Here is a 16,854-nt window from a genome sequence, read left to right on the forward strand (position 1 = left end):
GCCGCCCGGCCCCCTTCCGAAACCCCGTCGGCGGCGGGGGCGTTCACCAGCGCCCCCGCCGCGGCCGTCAACCTCGCGCGTCCGTCAGGGATGCATGCGCGCCCCCTTCACCACCTTGTCCACCGCGTTCCGTGGGCCGTAGACCGCGAGGCCCACCAGGTCCAGGTCGCCCGTCCGCACCGCCCGCACCGCCGTGCGGTTGTCGCGGTCGTTGCCGGTGGCGAAGAGGTCCGAGGTGAACACCGCGCGCGGGAGGGCCCGGGACAGCACGCGCGCGTGGGCCGTCGTCAGCGCCTCCTTCGTCGCCTCGAAGACCATGACCGGCTGACGGAGCATCGGCAGGTAGCCGACGCCGTCCGCGTCCTCGTACGGCTCCCCGATCACCTCGGGGATCTCCGTTCCCAGGCCGCTGACCAGGAACGCGGTGACGTTCAGGCGCTGCCAGGTCTCCAGGTCCTCGCGCAGCAGGACGGCGATCTTCGTGTCGAAGCGGACGGGGGCGGCACCGGAGTCCGCGTCCGCCTTCAGGTTCACGTCCGGGTTCGGGTTCGGGTTCGTGCTCATGTGCCGAGACTGCCGCCCCGGCCACGGCGGGGTCTTGTACGTTCTTTGCATGGTCGCCGACGTCTCCGCCTGGCGCCCGCGTGTCCCGGGCGTCGTCGAGGTCTTCCACGCCCACTTCACCGACCACGCGTACCCGATGCACGTGCACGACGCGTGGACGCTGCTCATCGTGGACGCCGGGGCCGTGCGCTACGACCTGGAGCGGCACGAGCACGGCACCCCGCACGACACGGTGACGCTGCTGCCGCCGCACGTGCCGCACAACGGCTCCGCCGCCACCCCGGGCGGCTTCCGCAAGCGGGTGCTGTACCTCGACGCGAGCGTGCTCGGCGCGGATCTGATCGGCCCCGCCGTCGACGGTCCCGACCTGCGGGACCCGGTGCTGCGGCGGCGTGTCGGGCAGTTGCACACGGCGCTCACCGGGCCCGGCGACGAACTGGAGGCGGACAGCCGGCTGACGCTGATCGGCGAGCGGCTGCGCTCGCATCTGCGTCCGCGCGGTCCCGTGGAATCCGTCCGCCGCGACCCGGCCCTGGCCCGTCGGCTCCGCGAACTCCTCGACGAGCGCGTTCTGACGGGCGTCGCCCTGGACGAGGCGTCCCGGCTGCTGGGCGCTCACCCGGCTCACCTCGTCAGGGCGTTCAGCACGGCGTACGGCATCGCGCCGCACCAGTACCTGATGTCCCGCCGCCTCGAACGGGCCCGCGGTCTGCTGCTCGGCGGTCTGCCGCCCGGGGACGTGGCGGTGGCCAGCGGTTTCTTCGACCAGTCCCATCTCACCCGCCACTTCAGGAAGTGGGTCGGGGTCACTCCGGGACGGTATGCGCGGGGGCCCGCCGTCCGCTGACCGGCGTGCTCAGTCCGCCTCTCGCCGCGTCAGACGGTCGAAGGCGTCCAGGTTGCGGGTGGACTCGCCGCGGGAGACGCGCCAGGCGTACTCGCGGCGGATCGCGGTGGCGAAGCCCAGTTCCAGAAGGGTGTTGAAGGCCCCGTCGGCGGCCTCCAGGACCTGGCCGAGGAGACGGTCGGTCGCGTCGGCGGTGACGGCGGCGAGGGGAAGGCGGGCGGTGACGTAGACGTCGCCGAGCTGGTCGACGGCGTAACTCACGCCGTACAGCTTGAGGTTGCGCTCCAGGAGCCAGCGGTGGACGCCGGCCTCGTTCTCGTCGGGGTGGCGGATGACGAAGGCGTTCAGCGAGAGGGAGTGGCGGCCGACGATGAGCGAGAGCGTCGTCTTCAGCTTGCGGGTGCCGGGGAGCTGGACGACGTAGTTGCCCGGCTCGGGGCTCTCCCATTCCAGTTCGGCGTCCTTCAGGACGTCCTCGATGACCTGCGCGGCGGTCTTCTCGGCATCACCCATGCTGGGAGCGTACGCGACGGCGGTGCGCCTGCGTCGCGGCCGCGTAGACGTCGGCGGTGGCGGCCGCCGCGGTGTCCCAGCCGAAGGACTGGGCGTGCCGGGCGGCTGACGCGCCCATACGGGCGGGGAGTTCGGGGCGGTCGGCGAACTCGGCGAGCACGCGCGCGTAGGCGGCCGGGTCGTGGCCCTCGACGAGGAAGCCCGTCTCCCCGTCGCGCACGGCCACCGGGAGCCCGCCGACGGACGCGGCGAGCACCGGCGTGCCGGCCGCCTGCGCCTCTATGGCGACCAGGCCGAACGACTCGCTGTAGGAGGGGACGACGAGGACGGAGGCGGCCCGGAACCAGTCCGCGAGCTGCTCCTGCCCGACGGGCGGGCGGAACCGTACGACGTCGGAGACGCCGAGGCGCGCGGCCAGCTTCTGCAGACCCTCCGGCTTGGCGAGCCCGCTGCCGCTGGGGCCGCCGACGACGGGGACGACGAGCCGGGAGCGCAGGTCGGGCCGCTCGTCGAGGAGGACGGCCACGGCGCGCAGGAGGACGTCGGGTGCCTTGAGCGGCTGGATGCGGCCGGCGAAGAGCGGGATCACGGCGTCCTGGGGCAGGCCCAGGCGGGCGCGGGCGGCGGAGCGGCCGTCGGCGGGGCTGAAGCGGTCGAGGTTGACGCCGGGGTGGACGACGGCGACCTTGCCGGGGTCGGCGCCGTAGTGGCGGACGAGTTCGTCGGCCTCTTCGGCGGTGTTGGCGATGAGGCGGTCGGCGGCGACGACGATCTGGGTCTCGCCGATGACGCGGGCGGCGGGCTCGGGGGTGTCGCCGTCGGCGAGGTTGGCGTTCTTGACCTTGGCCATGGTGTGCATGGCGTGCACGAGGGGTGCGCCCCAGCGCTGGGCGGAGAGCCAGCCGACGTGGCCGGAGAGCCAGTAGTGCGAGTGGACGAGGTCGTAGTAGCCGGGGCGGTGGCCGGCCCAGGCCTGCATCACGCCGTGCGTGAAGGCGCACAGCTGGGCGGGGAGGTCTTCCTTGGCGAGCCCCTCGTAGGGGCCGGCGTCGATGTGGCGGACGAGGACGCCGGGGGCCAGGTCGACGGTGGGGGGCAGACCGCCGGTGGTGGCGCGGGTGAAGATCTCCACCTCGATGTTGAGCGCGGCGAGGCGCTGGGCGAGTTCCACGATGTAGACGTTCATGCCGCCGGCGTCCCCGGTGCCGGGCTGGTGGAGCGGTGACGTGTGTACGGAGAGCATGGCGACACGGCGGGGCCGGCGGTGCAGTCTGCGGCGTGAGGGTGCCGTCGTAGCGCGACGCCCGAGCCTGCTGCCGTACTGGCTCACTGGCGGTCCTCCTCGCTGCGGGCATGCCGGGCGGAGGGTGTGGGCGCCCTCCGGGGGGAGGAACACCGGAAGGACGCGTTCCCATTCCTGGAAGAGGGCTCACGGGGGCGGTTTTTGCCTGAGCGTTACCGGGATCGCTCAACCGTTCGAGGGCGGACGGCGTCCGGGGCCCGGGAGCGCCTCAAGTGCTCGAAGTCGCTGGAGGTGCCCGCGGTGACAGTGGGGGGACCGGGGGCCCGCGCGGGCACCGCATACTCGTAGGCATGGTCTCCCGCGCACCCTCCCGCCCCGTGGGGACGGTCACGCGCGGGACGACGAACCCCAACCGGCTGCGCCGCATGGACCGCTGGATCGCGGCCGTGCACGGGGCCGAGCTGCGCCGAGCGGGCCGTCCCGTCGCCGTCGACCTCGGTTACGGCGCCGCCCCCTGGACCGCCGTCGAACTGCTGGGCCGGCTGCGGTCGGTAGCGCCTCACGCGCGCGTGGTGGGCGTCGAGATCGAGCCGGCCCGGGTCGCCGCCGCGAAGCCGTACGAACGCGACGGCCTCGTCTTCCGGCACGGCGGCTTCGAGATCCCGCTCCCCCACCGGCCGCACCTCATCCGCGCCGCCAACGTGCTGCGGCAGTACGACGAGGAGGAGGTCGGCGGCGTCTGGGAACGGCTGTGCGCACGGCTCGCGCCGGCGGTGGACGGCTCGCGCGGGGGACTGCTCGTCGAGGGGACCTGCGACGAGGTCGGGCGGCGGCACGTGTGGGTCGCGCTCGGGCCCGAGGGGCCGCGGACGGTCACCTTCGCCGCCCGGCTCGGCTCCCTGGACCGCCCCTCCGACCTCGCGGAACGACTCCCCAAGGCACTCATCCACCGGAACGTGCCCGGTGAGCCCGTGCACGCGTTCCTCCGCGACTTCGACCGCGCCTGGGCGGCGGCGGCGCCCTACGCGTCGTACGGCGCGCGCCAGCGGTGGATGCGGGCGGTGCGGGACCTCACCGCGGACTGGCCCGTGGCGGACCGGCCCGGGCGGTGGCGGCAGGGCGAAGTGACGGTGCGGTGGGAGGCGCTGGCACCGCAGAGGTGAGAGACGACACCGGGCGGGGCTGCCGGGAACGATCTCCGCGAGGCGTTCGTCACACATGGCGGGGAGATCCTCACGGCAGGTGAGGACAGGGAGGGACAGACCCTGTCGTTTTCCGGCGCGGCGTGGCACGATCCCCCGGGCGATGTATGTTACTGACGGGAAATCAGGTCTTGGGGGATGTATGGGTAGGGGCAAGCGCAGCCTGATCGCGGCGGCGGTGGCCGCGGTCTGCGCGGTCACCGTGCTGACGGTCCCGGGCACCGCCTTCGCGGCCCCGGCTCCCACGCCGCTCCCCACCACGAACCCCGATCTGAGCTTGCCACCCACGTCCGACACGGACCTGGAGGCGGTGCGCACCAGGCTCGACGCGCTCTACCACGATGCCGCGGTCGCCACCGACGCCTACAACGCGGCCGAGGAACAGGCGAAGAAGCAGTCCACGGAGATCGTCGAGCTGGCCAAGAAGATCGTCGAGGGCCGTGAGGCGCTGGCCGACATGAAGGACCGCGCCGGCGCCGCGGCCCGCGCGCAGTACCGGGGCGGCGGTCTGCCCGACGAGGCGAAACTGGTGCTCAGCGACAGCCCGGGCGAGTTCCTCGACGGGGCGGGCCGGGCTCGGCAGGGCCAGCGGGCGACCGAGGGGCTGCTCGGCGAAATGACCCGCACCCAGCAGGACTTGGAGCAGTACGCCAAGGACGCCTCGGCCCAGTGGCAGAAGCTGGAGGCCAACCGCAAGGCCAAGGCGACGGCCCAGAAGAAGGTCGAGCAGCAGATCGCGGCCGCCGAGAAGCTGGAATCGGAGCTGGAGCAGGAGGAGAGGGACCGCCTCACCCGGCTCCAGGAGCAGGCCGCCCAGCGGGCGCAGACCGCCTGGCTGGACAGCGGCGTCCTGACCGGCGTCGACAGCCAGGCCGGCCCCCAGGGCAAGAGGGCCATCGCCTACGCGACCTCGCAGCTCGGCAAGCCGTACGTGTGGGGCGCCGAGGGGCCGGACTCCTTCGACTGCTCCGGCCTCACGTCGCAGGCCTGGGCGTCCGCCGGCGTCCTGGTCCCGCGGACCTCGCAGGAGCAGTGGCGGCAGCTGACACGCGTCGACGTGAAGGACATGCGCCCCGGGGACCTGATCGTGTACTTCGACGACGCCAGCCACATCGCGCTCTACCTGGGCGACGGAAAGATGATCCACGCCCCGCGCCCGGGCCGGACGATCACCGTCGCGGGCGCGGGCTCGATGCCGATACTCGGAGTGGTCCGCCCGGACGCGTGAGGGCGCGCCGGCCGGATCAGGCCCTCCGCCTCGGCGCGCAGCGCCTCGTCGACCAGGGGGGCGTACGAGGCTCAGGGCGCGCCTGACCTAGGGCGTATCTGGGCCTGGTGGCGGCCCGCGAGGATGTAGCGGGGCTGGTGGCCGCCCGCGAGGGCGTAGCGGGCCTGGAGGCCGCCCGGCCGCTCCCCGTGGGCGCCCGTGACGCCGCCCACGTGACCCACCGCACCTCAACCCGCCGCCAAACCACGCGCCGACGTGACGTTCGTCATCCCCGACCCCCTCCCGCCCTGCCCAACTGCGCCGCAAATGGCGGCATATGACACCGGTCTGAGATCAAGAGGCGTGCCGTGGACCATTCCGCTGCGGCCCGTTCTGCCGCTATGGTCCCCGTCGGTGGGTCGAGGTCCCTCGTACCCGCCATGCCCTCGGGGGGAGGGAAGGAATCCAGGACAATGCCCGTACCCGTACCGCGGCAGAGAGCGATCCCGGCCGTGGAGTGTGGTCAGGCGCAGGCCGCGCCCGCAGTCGGCGGCCCCTCCAAGGAAGAAGCCCCGCGCACGGACGACCGGAACGACCATCGCGACGAAGCGAAGAGCCCCACGGTCGGGGACGACGCCGCCACCGGCGACCGCGTCCCCCACGGCGTGAGCGCCGCCGCCCACACCAACCTCACACTGCTGCTGATCGAGGACGACCCCACGGCCGCCCCGATCGTCCCCGGCCTGCTCGACTCGGCCGGCAAGCCGATCCGCGTGCGCACCGCCCGCAACCTCACCGAGGCCGAGCGGCTGCTCACCGACGACGTCCACTGCATCCTGCTGGACCTCGCGCTGCCCGCGCCCGGACGCACCGCCGACGACGACGAGCTGGCCGTGCTCAGGCATGTCCTCGAGCTCGCGCCCCGGCACGCCGTGCTCGCGCTCACCGCGTCCGGCGACGCCGAGCGCGGCGCGCAAGCCGTGCGTGTGGGCGCCCAGGACTATCTGTTCCGCGACGAGCTGGACGGCCGGCTGCTCAGCCGCGCCATCCGCTACGCCGTGGAGCGCAAGCGGTCGGACACCGCCGAGCGGCGGCTCGCCGAGGGCAAGCTGCGCGCACAGGAGAACGCCCGCCTGGAGCGCGGCCTGCTGCCGACGCCCCTCCTGGAGGGCTCGCCGCTGCGTTTCGCCGCCCGTTACCGCCCCGGCCGCTCGCGCGCGCTGCTCGGCGGCGACTTCTACGACACCGTCCGCACCCCGGACGGCACCGTCCACGCCATGATCGGCGACGTCTGCGGCCACGGCCCGGACGAGGCGGCGCTCGGCGTGGAGCTGCGCATCGCCTGGCGGGCGCTGACGCTGGCCGGACTCTGCGGTGACGAGCTGCTGAACACGCTGCAGCAGGTGCTGGAGCACGAGCGCGACGACGACGAGATCTTCGCGACGCTGTGCACGGTGGACATCGCGCCCGACGGCCGCCGCGCGGGCCTGTGCCTGGCCGGTCACCCGGCGCCGCTGATCGCCCGACCGGACCGGCCGGCCCGGCTGCTGCCCTACGACAACAACGGCCCGGCCCTCGGCCTGCTGCCGGGCGCCCGTTGGCCGCGGATGCAGGTGGAACTGGGCGCGCAGTGGAGCCTGATGCTCTACACCGACGGACTGATCGAGGGCCGCGTCGGCGAGGGGCGCGAGCGGCTGGGCCAGGAGGGCATGGTGGAGATGATCCGCCGCCAACTGGCCTCCGGCCTTCAGGGGGAGGACCTGCTGCGGGCCGCCGTCAACGAGGTGCGGGAGCTCAACGGCGGGGAGCTGACGGACGACGTGGCGGTGGTGTTGCTCGACCGCGTGCCGTGACTGCGGTCAGCGGGGCCTGGTCAGCGGTGGCGCCTGGGCAACGGTGCCGGGCGGGCGCTGATGCGGCGAGCGGTGATGCGGCGAACGACAGCGGGAGCAGCGTTCAGCGGCCGCCGTTGTACGGGCCGTAGGGACCGTCGCTGCTGGAGCCGCCTCGGCGGGAGCGGCCGCCGCCGGGGAGGGAGCGCAGGGCGGGGCGCACGTCGACCATGTACACGATGGTCGCGACCAGGCCGATGATCGGCAGGAACGCCAGGATCGGGAAGATCAGGTTCACCACGAAGGCCAGGCCGAGGATGATCATCCAGAACGGCTTGGTCTGCTTGCCGGCAGCCCGGTAGCCGTCCTCGCGGCGGATCGCCGCGTCGACGAGAGCGAAGCCGCTGAACACGATCAGGGCCAGGCTCAGCAGAGACATGAACCCTGCGAAACCTTGCATCAGCACTACGTCCACCACCCGACTCGGCACGACTCCGACTAACTGGGTCTACTCGTTCTGCGAGGTTCTACGCGGTCACCGTACCCGCAACCGCACTCCCGTCACCCGGACAACGGGCCGGGCACTTCAGGAGTGCCCGGCCCTTCGGCGTGTTCGCGGTCACGCCGTCTTCGTACGTGCCCGTCCGGCGCGGTCGGTCTCACTTGGCCGGCGGGGTCGTCTTCTTCGCCGTGGGGGTCTTGCGGGGGGCCGGGGCCTTCTTGGGGGCCGGCGCGGGCTTCTTCGCCGTGACGGAGTCGGCCTTGGCCTCGACCGGGGTGACGACGGGCGCCGGGGCGGGCTTCGGCTCGGTCTTGACCTCGGCCACCGGCGCGGGCTTGATGTCCTCCTTGCCCTCGACGACGATCGCCAGCTCCTCGATCTCCTCGGCGGCCTCGCCGCGCCAGGTGCGGACGGCCTGCTCGCCGTGCTCGGCGACCTTCTCGTAGGTCTCACGGGCCTTGACGGCGTACTCGGCGGCGACGCCGACACCGCGCAGCGCGAAGTCCTGGGCGGACTCGCCGAACTTCTTCAGGTCGGCGTCGAGCGTGCTGCCCAGCTTCTTCAGGTCGCCGTCGAGGCTGCCGAAGAACTCGCCGACCTTGCTCTGGAAGGACTCCTGGGCCTCCTTGGCCTTGGCGCCGGCCTCCTTGGCACGGGCGGCGGCCTTCTCCTGCACGGCCTTGGGGTCGGTGTTGCGGACGGCCTCGAAACGGGCCGGGGCCTCCGTGCGCAGCTGGTCCACCAGACCCGGCACCTTCTTCGCCTGCTGGAGGGCCAGGTCGGCCGTGCCCGCGGCGAAGTAGAGCGGAGTCGGGTCGCTGAGGGTCTTGCGCAGGTCGTCGGTGATGGCCATGGTGTTGGTCTCCCGTAGTCGCGTTCTTGACGTTCGTCGATATCGGTCGGTGCGGATCCGCAGCCGGCGTCCGGTCCCCTGGTCCGGTCAACCGGCCGTCTGCTGCGGATCGGCGTCGCTGCCGCCGGCCGTGCGGGGTGGTGCGGGCCGCACGGAGGCGTCGCTCAGCGGATCCCGGGACTCCACCGCGCCGTCGCCGGGCGCGAACCCGTTCTCCTTGCGGAAGGACTCGTAGATCTGGAGCAGCACCTGTTTCTGCTGCCCGGTGAGCGCGGGGTCGGCAAGGATGACGGCCCGCACCTCGACCTCGTCCCGGTCCCGCTCGGCGTCCAGGATGCCCGCGCGCACATAGAGCGTCTCGGCGGAGATCCGCAGGGCCTTGGCGACCTGCTGCAGCACCTCGGCGCTGGGCTTGCGCAGCCCTCGCTCGATCTGGCTCAGGTACGGATTGGACACCCCGGCGGCGTCGGCGAGCTGCCGCAACGAGAGCTGAGCGTTTCGCCGCTGCTCGCGCAGGTACTCACCGAGATTGCCGACGTTGAGCGATGCCATGCCTCCACAGTGCCTCACCCTCGCTAACAATTGCAAGCACCCGCTTGCAAAAGTGCGCCGAACCGCGATGGAAGAGCCGACGCAGGCACTCTCGGTCCGGTTCCGCGAGTCTTCGTGCGGCGGGCGTTGTCGGTGGGCCCTGCCAGGGTGTTTGTCGTGGATGAACCGATGGATGAACCGGTGGAGCGTGTCGACGAACAAGATCGTGTGCTGGGGGTGGTCGGCCGTCGGCAGGCCGTCCGGGAGGGGTGGCTGCACCGGGTCGCCGTGACGGTGTGCCGTGACGAGCGTGGGCGGATCCTCGTCCACCGGCGGTCGGAGCAGCTGTCGCGCTTCCCCGGGTTCCACGAGGTCGTGGTCGGTGGCGCCGTGCACGTCGGCGAGTCCTACGAACAGGCCGCCGCGCGGGAGCTGGCCGAAGAGCTGGGCGTTCGGGTGCGACCGCGCTTGCTGTTCAGGTTCGTCAACCGCAGCGGCCTCAGCCCTCACTGGCTCGGCGTGCACGAAGCCGTGATGCCGGACGCCGTAGTCCCCGATCGCGACGAGGTCGCCTGGCACGGCCTCCTGACCGAGCCGGAACTGCGGTCGGCCCTGCTGGAGTGGCGCTTCACCCCCGACAGCCACGAGGCCTTCAGCCGGTATCTGGCGTTCCGGACCACGCAGTCCTGACCACGCCCGCCTCACGGCCCGGACGCCCGCTTGCAGCCGACGTACCGTTACGCCCATGACCTCCCTGGGCGTCGACACCGATGGCAAGACCGGCGTGACGATCCACTCCCGGGACGACACCTCCGTCGGTGTGACCTTCTGCGACCGGTTCGAAGCCGACGCGGACTGTGTGCACTACGCCGTCGAGCTGCGGGCCCCGGGCCTGACCGCCCGCGTCGACGGGGTCGTCGCCTGGTTCCGGGGCAGCGGTCTCCCCGCGTTCCTGGAAGGCCTGGCCGTGGACTACCGGGGATGGGACGGCGAACGGTGCTGGCAGACCGACGACAGTGACCTGACCGTGTCGGCCGTCTTCCGATCGGGCGGTCACGTCGGGCTGACCTGGACCCTGCGCCCCTGGCCCCGCGCCGCCGGTGGCTGGAGCGCCTCGGCGACCACCTGGCTGGAGGCCGGCGAGCAGATGACGTCCCTGGCAGCCGACATCCGGTGCTTCCTCACCGAGGAGCACCGGTGACAGCCGGCGGGAATGCGGGTCGAGAAAGGTCAGCCGCACCGGCGGGAGTCGGCGGGGGGCCGGCGTCATGCTGACGCGAAAGTGTCGGGCGCGGCCTCGGGGTGGGACATCATCAAGCATGCTCCCGGACGACGCGCAGACCACCGAAGACGACGCCCTGCCCGCCCCCCGAGGCGACCGGCGGCCCGGCCGTTCGGGCAGTGCCCCGGGCGAGGGGCGATGGCGTCTCACCGAGGACGTGGACGAGTACCTCGCCCGTGCCGGGGACTTCCTGCGCTCCCGACCGGGGCGGCATGTCATGCAGTCGACGTGGGCCGCGAGGCTTCAGGCACGGGGGGCGGAGGCATTCGGCTGCACCGAGGCTCCCGTCTTCGGGGTGCTGGAGCGTGCGGGCGAGGTCGAGGCCGCCTTCCACCAGCTCCGGCCCCGCGCCGTGGCCCCCACCCCGCTCACCCCCGAGCAGGCCGACGGCCTCGCCGCCCACCTCGCCGCCCTCGGGCGCCCCCTCCCCGCCGTCAGCGCGGACCATGACACCGCCACCGCCTTCGCCGAGGCCTGGCGACGGCGCACCGGCGCGACACCGACGCTCCGCGCCACCCGGCTCTGCCTGTACGGCCTCGGCACCCTCACCCCGCCGGACCCGCACCCGGCCGGCCGGGCCCGCCTCCTGGGCGACGAGGACCTCCAGGACGTCATGTTCTGGTGCGGCGAGTTCGCCGCGGCCGTCGGCGAGGACGTCACCATCGACGCCGGCACCTGGGCCGGCACCCGCTACGCCGACAAGCGCTACACGGTGTGGGAGACCCCCGACGGCGAAGCCGTCTCCGTCGCGGGCATGAACCCGCTGATCGGCGGCCAGGTCCAGGTGGACGTCGTCTACACCCCCACTCACCTGCGCGGTCGCGGCTACGCGGCCGCCGTGACGGCCGAGGTGAGCCGGGCGGCGCTGGCGGCGGGCGCGCGGGAGGTCGTCCTGTTCGCGGACCTGGCCAATCCGACGAGCAACGCCGTCTACCAGCGCCTCGGCTACCGCCCGCTCACCGAGTGGTCCACGTACGACTTCGCCCCCGCGACGTAGGCGGGAACGTCATGCCACGTACCCACTTTTTTGTGCGTACTTGGCAGCGGGCGGCCCTGCCGCGAGGCTGGTCGCAGGTGGTCAGGAGGCGGCCAGCCCGTCCAGGCGGCGGTGGCCCCAGTCGGAAAGGGGGGCCAGGGCCTCGGACAGCTCGCGGCCGAAAGGAGTGAGGGAGTAGACGGTCTTCAGGGGGAGGACGTCGTGCACCTCCCGGTGCACGAGACCGTCGAACTCCATCTCGCGCAGCGCCTGGGTCAGTACCTTCTCCGTGAGTCCCGGCAGCCGCCGCCGCAGTTCGGCGGGGCGGTGCGGGCCGGACTCCAGCAGCCAGAGAAGGCTGGTCTTCCACTTGCCGTCGATCACGGCGATCGCGGCGGTCACCCCACAGACGTTCGTGTGCTCGGCACGCCTGCTCGCCATCGTCTCCCCCTCTTTTGTCATCAAATGTTCTTCATCATAAGGGAGTTGAGCCATGTCCTCATCGTCTGCCGACCTCTCCGTCACCGTTCTGGGGCTGGGCCCCATGGGGCGTGCGCTCGCCGGCGCCTTCCTTGACGCGGGGCTGCGGACCACGGTGTGGAACCGGACTCCCGGCCGGGAGCAGGAGCTGGTGGAACGGGGCGCCGTGGCAGCGGGCACGGCGCGGGAGGCCGTCTCGGCGAGCGCGCTGACCGTGGTGTGCGTGCGGGACTACGACGCCGCCGACGCCGTCCTGCGGCCGGAGCCGGTCACCGCCGCGCTCAAGGGCCGCACCGTCGTGAACCTCTGCGCCGACACCCCGGCCCGCGCCCGGGACACCGCCGACTGGGCGGCACGGCACGGAGTGCGGTACCTGGACGGCGCGATCATGACGCCGACGGACACCATCGGTACGCCCGCCGGTGTGTTCCTGTACAGCGGGCCCGCGGAGCTCTACGAGGAGTGGCTGCCCGCGCTGCGCGCCTTCGGCGGCTCCCACACCCACCTCGGCGAGGAGATCGGCCGGGCCGCCGCCCACGACGTGGCGCTGCTCGACGTGTTCTGGACGGCGAAGGCGGGCTGGGCCCACGCCGTGGCGCTGGCCCGCGCCGAGGGGGTCACCGCCCGTGAACTGGCTCCCTACGCCGCGGGCATCGCGGCGATCCTCCCGGCCCAGTTCGAGGAGACCGCGGCCGAGGTGGACGCGGGCACCTTCTCCGGCGAGGCCTACCCCGTCACGTCGGCGGCGGTGACCATGAAGCACGTCATCGACGCCTCGGAGGCGCACGGCATCGACGCGGCCGTCATGCGGGCGGTGGAGGGCCAGGCCCGCAGGGTCATCGGGCGGGGCCACGGCGCCAACGGGTACATCCGGGTGGTGGAGGAGATGGAGCCGAAGCAGGCCCCGGCGCAGCGTTAGCCCGCAGCCACTCCTCCACCACCTCGAAGTCGCCGTCCGTGAGGCCGTGCCGGTGGTCCACACGGTGGAGGAGGGCCGGGGCCGGGTGCAGGTCGGCGACGAGGTCTTCGTCCACGGCGCTGATCTCGTCGTCGACCCAGACGAAGGGCCGGCCGGCCGCCCGGTCGAGTATGGGCAGAGTCTTCCAGTGCGGGCCGGACGGGGCCGGCGTCCGCGGCGGCTCCAGCACGGGCAGCGGGGGCAGACCGAGCCACGGAGCCACCACCGCGTTGGCGTCCTCCAGCCAGGTCGTGGCCCACACCAGCTCACACCCGAGGCAGAGCAGGCGAGGCCCGAGAGCGGGATCGAGACGGGACAGCAGCGGATGCACCTCGTCCGTGCCCCGTCCGGAGCCCTGGGCGGGGCACGGACGGTGAGCCGGATACGGCCCCGGCCCCCCGAAGGGGATCAACGGTCCGTCGACGTCGAGGAAGAGCAGCATCAGCGCCCAGCATCGCCCACCTGCCCCGCTTCCGGCCAGGGGCTTTCGCCTCACCGGGGGCAGCTCCCGCTCGTGGATCGCCTCCAGGCGCGTCACCGCGCGGGTCAGCACCACGTGGAGCCGGTTCAGGCCGCGTTCCTCCGCCTCGGCGATCGCCGCCGGTTCCACGGCGACGACGTGGTCGTCCTCGTGGCCCTGGGGCGGGACTACGCGCCCGCCGCCTTCACCCGGGCGCGGGCCGTGTACGGGTTCGTCGTGAGCGGGACGGGCAGGCCCAGGGCCGTGGTGGCGGCGACCAGGGTGGAGGCGTAGGAATCGACGGCGCGGCGGACGTTGGGGGCGTCAAGGGCGGCGCCGGTCACCAGGCGGTCGAGGTCGATGTAGGCGGAGCGGACGATCTCGACACAGCGGTAGACGCGCCAGTCGCGGCGCCAGTTCCTGGTGTGCTCGGGGGCCAGCCGCCGTTCCCAGCGCCGGACCATGCGCTCCCGGATCTCCTGATGGTTGGGGGTGAGGTGCATGTGCCGGACCAGGTCGTAGAGGGGGTCGCCGACGAGCGCCATCTCCCAGTCGATGATGGTGAGTGCGAGCGCGTCGTCGCGGCGCACCAGGTTCCACGGGTTGAGGTCGCCGTGCAGGAGGGCGGGCACGCGGTCGGTGACCGTGTGCCGGGAGAGGATCTCCCCCAGCCGCCGGTGGTCGGGCAGCCCGAGCGACCGCGCCAGCCGCATGGAGTCCCTGGGCAGGTCCCTCACCAGCGCGACGAGTTGCCCCGTGAGCCAGGCGTAGAAGCCGCCCTGCCCGGCCGCCGGGTCGACGCTCTCGTAGTTCACGCCGGTCAGGGCGCACAGCTGGTCGACGAGCCCGTCGGCCTCGTGCGGGCGCAGGCCGTTCACGGGATGGACGGGGCGCAGGTCGACGTCCCAGGGGCCCACGTAGGTGTGGACGGCGAAGGCGTCGCCGGTGAAGTCCGTGCCCAGCGCGAGGACCCTCGGGGCGGCCACCTCGACGCCGGAGTCCTCGATGGCGCGGAGCACCGCGTGCTCGCTGAGGAAGCTCGGTTCCCTGCGGCAGACGTCGCGCAGTCTGCGCCGGACGACCACCGGGAACTCGATGCCCGGCACCCGCACCACCGAGTTGAGGTGCGCGGTCCCCTTCACCACCCGGCCGGCCGGGGCGGCGCCCTCCGCCAGCAGGGCGTCCCGGACCGCGGAGGCCGGGAAGTCGGGGTGTTCCGGGAGGCGGGCGTCTGGCTTCCAGGCGAAGGCCTCGGCGCCCCGGTGCCGGCCGCCGATGTCGTCGAGGCCGCGCGAGGCCAGCCAGCGGAAGAGGGCGCCCTCGATCTCCAGGGGCGTGGGGACTCGGCTCAGCCGCAGGGGTTCGGCCGCCGCCACGACCGCCCGGTGGACCTCAGCCGTCGCCTCCTCCAGGCTCTCCTGGGTGAACGACCGCTCCAGGGACCGCGCGGCGCGCATGACGTCCGGGTACACGGACTGCGCCCGTTCGAAGGCCAGGTAGTGGTCCAGGTCCTTGGTGAGGCCGTTCACCGCGGCGGGGCGAAAGCGCCGCATGGCCCGCGCCCAGGCCTCGGTGACCTCGTGCTCCTGGTGCCGCGGGTAGTTCATGCGCACCAGATGGGTGGCGAGGTCGTGCAGCGGGTCCCCGTAGGTGGCCGACTCCCAGCCGACGCAGACGACGGGGGCGCCGCCTTCCTCGTCGGGGATGATCAGGTTGCCCCGGTGCAGGTCGGTGTGGAGCAGGCTGTACGGCCTGCGCGTCATCGGCGGCACCCGCTCGGCCAGCGCGAGCAGGGCGTCGGCGGGGATGCCGAGCGCCGTGAACAGTCCGCCGAAGACCGCCCAGTTGGGCCTGCGGATCTGTTCGTCGGCGAGCCGGGCCAGGGCCCTCAGGAAGGCGCGGCTGTCGGTGTGGTTGGCGGGCCAGGCCGACGGCAGTGGTGGCAGCGCCGAGGAGCGCACCTGGGTCAGCCGGGCCAGCAGCGTGGTCAGTGACTCGACGAGCAGCGCGTCGACAGGTTTACCGTTTCCGCAGAGGGCCGACAGCGGCACGCCCTGCACATGGCTGTGGACTGCGAAGCCCGGCCCCTCGGCCAGGCATCGCGGAGTGTGCGGCAGCACGGCCCGGACGGCGTTCAGGACGGCCGCCTCGTCGCGCCAGGTCCTGATCGCCACGGGCAGCGCGTCGGAACGCGGGATCCGCACGGTGACCTGTGCTCCGGCCTGCCCGCCGACGATCCGGGCCACGTCCGGCGGCAGCGCCAGCACATGGTGGCGGTGACCGCCGGCCGCCGGAGTCGACGCCGCGTCCCGGACGAAGGCGTGGAGCACGGCGGCGGACCCGCTCCGTGAGGCCGCTCGCCCCCCGAAGGGGCGGGGGGAAACAGGGTCGTCGCCCACTGGGCCGCTCCGGGTGCTCACACTCGTGGAATGGATACGGCAAACGCTAGATGCCGTGTGCTGTGGCGCACGCCCGGACCGCCGTGAGCTGGGCCATTGGTGGATCGCCGCTCAGACGCGTCCGGCGTGGTCGAGGAATCGGGCCTGTTCGCCGTCTCATACGTACCGGCGGGAGCTGTTGCTCACGCGATTGCGGAACTGTAGCGCAGCTCCTGAGCCGGGTGGGGAGAAGACGTGAGAAGACGCCGCGACGGTCACTCCGTTCGACTCAGGACGGGTGTCTGAGCGTGTCCAGCACCGCCTCCAGCGAGGCCACCACGGTCGTCGCTCCGGCGTCTCTGAGCAGTTTTTCCTTGCGTTCGTTGCGGGCGTAGCCGAGGAAGGGGACCTGGGCCTCGCGGGCGGCCAGGAAGTCGGCGGGTGTGTCGCCGATCATCAGTGCGGTGCCGGGCGCCGAGCCCGTCGCGTTCAGGGCGCGGCGGAGGCAGTGCGGGTGGGGCTTGAGGAGGTGCAGGTCCTGGGTGCGGCCGTAGACGTGGGGTGCGAAGCAGCCGGTCAGGCCGCGGCTGTCCAGGTAGGCGCCGACCACCCGGGGGGAGTTGTTGGTGGTGATGGCCAGGCGGGCGCCGACGGCCGACCAGGTGCGTATCAGGGGGTCGGCCCAGGCGGTGGGCATCGCCGAGGCGGCGGCCTTCAGTTCCTCCTGGGTGAGGCGTTCCTCCAGCTCCGCGACGAGGTCGCTGCCGGGGTGGCGGCGGTCCACGGCGCGCAGGACGGCGTGGGGGTCGAGGGACTCCCGTTCGGACTCCGTCAACAGTCCGCGCAGTCCGCGTCCCTCCAGCCACTCCACCAGGCCGTCGGCCACCAGTCCGGCCGAGTGCCGTGCGAACAGCCGGCAGATCGGCCCGTCGAAGTCCCAGAGCACGACTCGGGCACGCGTGATCGTTTCCCGCAGATCCACGGTTGTGTCCTCGGTCTCGGATGCCACCAGATCAGTCCGCGTCG

The 16,854-nt window shown here is 72.8% G+C and carries 18 protein-coding genes; 8 read left to right on the forward strand and 10 right to left on the reverse strand.

Annotated features, from left to right (window positions below):
• Window positions 1–84: 84 nt before the first annotated feature.
• Window positions 85–615, reverse strand: coding sequence for a DUF2000 family protein (locus ACIRS4_RS27600; RefSeq protein WP_404201107.1), 531 nt, complete (start codon window positions 613–615; stop codon window positions 85–87).
• Here ACIRS4_RS27600 and ACIRS4_RS27605 point away from each other — a divergent pair.
• On the forward strand, window positions 614–1,411 hold the full coding sequence (locus ACIRS4_RS27605; protein ID WP_404201109.1) for an AraC family transcriptional regulator: 798 nt from the start codon (window positions 614–616) through the stop codon (window positions 1,409–1,411). The two genes, ACIRS4_RS27600 and ACIRS4_RS27605, sit on opposite strands and share 2 nt — an antisense overlap.
• Before the next feature lie 9 nt (window positions 1,412–1,420).
• Here the strand turns inward: ACIRS4_RS27605 and ACIRS4_RS27610 are convergent, their stop codons facing one another.
• Both ACIRS4_RS27610 and mshA read right to left on the reverse strand, forming a co-directional pair.
• Window positions 1,421–1,924 (reverse strand): YbjN domain-containing protein, encoded by a 504-nt coding sequence (locus ACIRS4_RS27610; RefSeq protein WP_404201111.1) that lies wholly within the window; start codon window positions 1,922–1,924, stop codon window positions 1,421–1,423.
• The gene (mshA, locus tag ACIRS4_RS27615; protein WP_404201113.1) at window positions 1,917–3,254 is read right to left on the reverse strand and encodes a D-inositol-3-phosphate glycosyltransferase; all 1,338 of its coding nucleotides are present in this window, start codon (window positions 3,252–3,254) and stop codon (window positions 1,917–1,919) included. Before mshA ends, ACIRS4_RS27610 begins: the two co-directional genes overlap by 8 nt.
• A 263-nt stretch (window positions 3,255–3,517) precedes the next feature.
• Between mshA and ACIRS4_RS27620 the strand changes: the two genes are divergently transcribed.
• The 3 genes from ACIRS4_RS27620 to ACIRS4_RS27630 all read left to right on the forward strand — a co-directional run bounded on the left by ACIRS4_RS27620 (window position 3,518) and on the right by ACIRS4_RS27630 (window position 7,429).
• Entirely contained in the window at window positions 3,518–4,330 is an 813-nt protein-coding gene (locus ACIRS4_RS27620; RefSeq protein WP_404201115.1) for a class I SAM-dependent methyltransferase, read from the forward strand.
• A 181-nt stretch (window positions 4,331–4,511) separates the two neighbouring features.
• Entirely contained in the window at window positions 4,512–5,597 is a 1,086-nt protein-coding gene (locus ACIRS4_RS27625) for an NlpC/P60 family protein (protein ID WP_404201117.1), read from the forward strand.
• Between the two features lie 452 nt (window positions 5,598–6,049).
• Window positions 6,050–7,429 (forward strand): PP2C family protein-serine/threonine phosphatase, encoded by a 1,380-nt coding sequence (locus ACIRS4_RS27630; RefSeq protein ID WP_404201119.1) that lies wholly within the window; start codon window positions 6,050–6,052, stop codon window positions 7,427–7,429.
• Between the two features lie 103 nt (window positions 7,430–7,532).
• On the opposite strand, the gene ACIRS4_RS27635 is transcribed toward ACIRS4_RS27630, so the two are convergent.
• The 3 genes from ACIRS4_RS27635 to ACIRS4_RS27645 all read right to left on the reverse strand — a co-directional run bounded on the left by ACIRS4_RS27635 (window position 7,533) and on the right by ACIRS4_RS27645 (window position 9,315).
• Window positions 7,533–7,868 carry a DUF2516 family protein gene (locus tag ACIRS4_RS27635; RefSeq protein WP_404201121.1) on the reverse strand — a complete coding sequence of 112 codons (336 nt, stop codon included), beginning with the start codon at window positions 7,866–7,868 and terminating at the stop codon, window positions 7,533–7,535.
• A 199-nt stretch (window positions 7,869–8,067) separates the two neighbouring features.
• The gene (locus ACIRS4_RS27640; RefSeq protein ID WP_404201123.1) at window positions 8,068–8,763 is read right to left on the reverse strand and encodes a hypothetical protein; all 696 of its coding nucleotides are present in this window, start codon (window positions 8,761–8,763) and stop codon (window positions 8,068–8,070) included.
• A gap of 87 nt (window positions 8,764–8,850) precedes the next feature.
• Window positions 8,851–9,315 carry a helix-turn-helix domain-containing protein gene (locus ACIRS4_RS27645; RefSeq protein ID WP_404201125.1) on the reverse strand — a complete coding sequence of 155 codons (465 nt, stop codon included), beginning with the start codon at window positions 9,313–9,315 and terminating at the stop codon, window positions 8,851–8,853.
• A 168-nt stretch (window positions 9,316–9,483) separates the two neighbouring features.
• Here ACIRS4_RS27645 and ACIRS4_RS27650 point away from each other — a divergent pair, with 168 nt between their 5' ends.
• From ACIRS4_RS27650 to ACIRS4_RS27660, 3 genes are all read left to right on the forward strand, one after another.
• Complete coding sequence (locus ACIRS4_RS27650) at window positions 9,484–9,984, forward strand: NUDIX domain-containing protein (protein ID WP_404201127.1); 501 nt, start codon at window positions 9,484–9,486, stop codon at window positions 9,982–9,984.
• A gap of 55 nt (window positions 9,985–10,039) precedes the next feature.
• Window positions 10,040–10,495 (forward strand): DUF6228 family protein, encoded by a 456-nt coding sequence (locus ACIRS4_RS27655; protein ID WP_404201129.1) that lies wholly within the window; start codon window positions 10,040–10,042, stop codon window positions 10,493–10,495.
• Between the two features lie 118 nt (window positions 10,496–10,613).
• Complete coding sequence (locus ACIRS4_RS27660) at window positions 10,614–11,573, forward strand: GNAT family N-acetyltransferase (RefSeq protein WP_404201131.1); 960 nt, start codon at window positions 10,614–10,616, stop codon at window positions 11,571–11,573.
• A gap of 81 nt (window positions 11,574–11,654) precedes the next feature.
• Here ACIRS4_RS27660 and ACIRS4_RS27665 read toward each other — a convergent pair whose 3' ends face one another.
• Complete coding sequence (locus ACIRS4_RS27665) at window positions 11,655–11,993, reverse strand: winged helix-turn-helix transcriptional regulator (protein WP_404201132.1); 339 nt, start codon at window positions 11,991–11,993, stop codon at window positions 11,655–11,657.
• Between the two features lie 52 nt (window positions 11,994–12,045).
• Between ACIRS4_RS27665 and ACIRS4_RS27670 the strand changes: the two genes are divergently transcribed.
• Entirely contained in the window at window positions 12,046–12,951 is a 906-nt protein-coding gene (locus tag ACIRS4_RS27670; protein ID WP_404201134.1) for an NAD(P)-dependent oxidoreductase, read from the forward strand.
• Here the strand turns inward: ACIRS4_RS27670 and ACIRS4_RS27675 are convergent.
• The 3 genes from ACIRS4_RS27675 to ACIRS4_RS27685 all read right to left on the reverse strand — a co-directional run bounded on the left by ACIRS4_RS27675 (window position 12,869) and on the right by ACIRS4_RS27685 (window position 16,837).
• Window positions 12,869–13,432 (reverse strand): hypothetical protein, encoded by a 564-nt coding sequence (locus tag ACIRS4_RS27675; RefSeq protein ID WP_404201231.1) that lies wholly within the window; start codon window positions 13,430–13,432, stop codon window positions 12,869–12,871. The two genes, ACIRS4_RS27670 and ACIRS4_RS27675, sit on opposite strands and share 83 nt — an antisense overlap.
• Before the next feature lie 206 nt (window positions 13,433–13,638).
• Entirely contained in the window at window positions 13,639–15,780 is a 2,142-nt protein-coding gene (locus ACIRS4_RS27680; protein ID WP_404201136.1) for a phosphotransferase family protein, read from the reverse strand.
• Between the two features lie 337 nt (window positions 15,781–16,117).
• Entirely contained in the window at window positions 16,118–16,837 is a 720-nt protein-coding gene (locus tag ACIRS4_RS27685; protein ID WP_404201138.1) for an HAD family hydrolase, read from the reverse strand.
• Between the last annotated feature and the right edge of the window lie 17 nt (window positions 16,838–16,854).

Source organism: Streptomyces sp. NPDC101166 (genome assembly GCF_044768125.1).
Classification (GTDB): domain Bacteria; phylum Actinomycetota; class Actinomycetes; order Streptomycetales; family Streptomycetaceae; genus Streptomyces.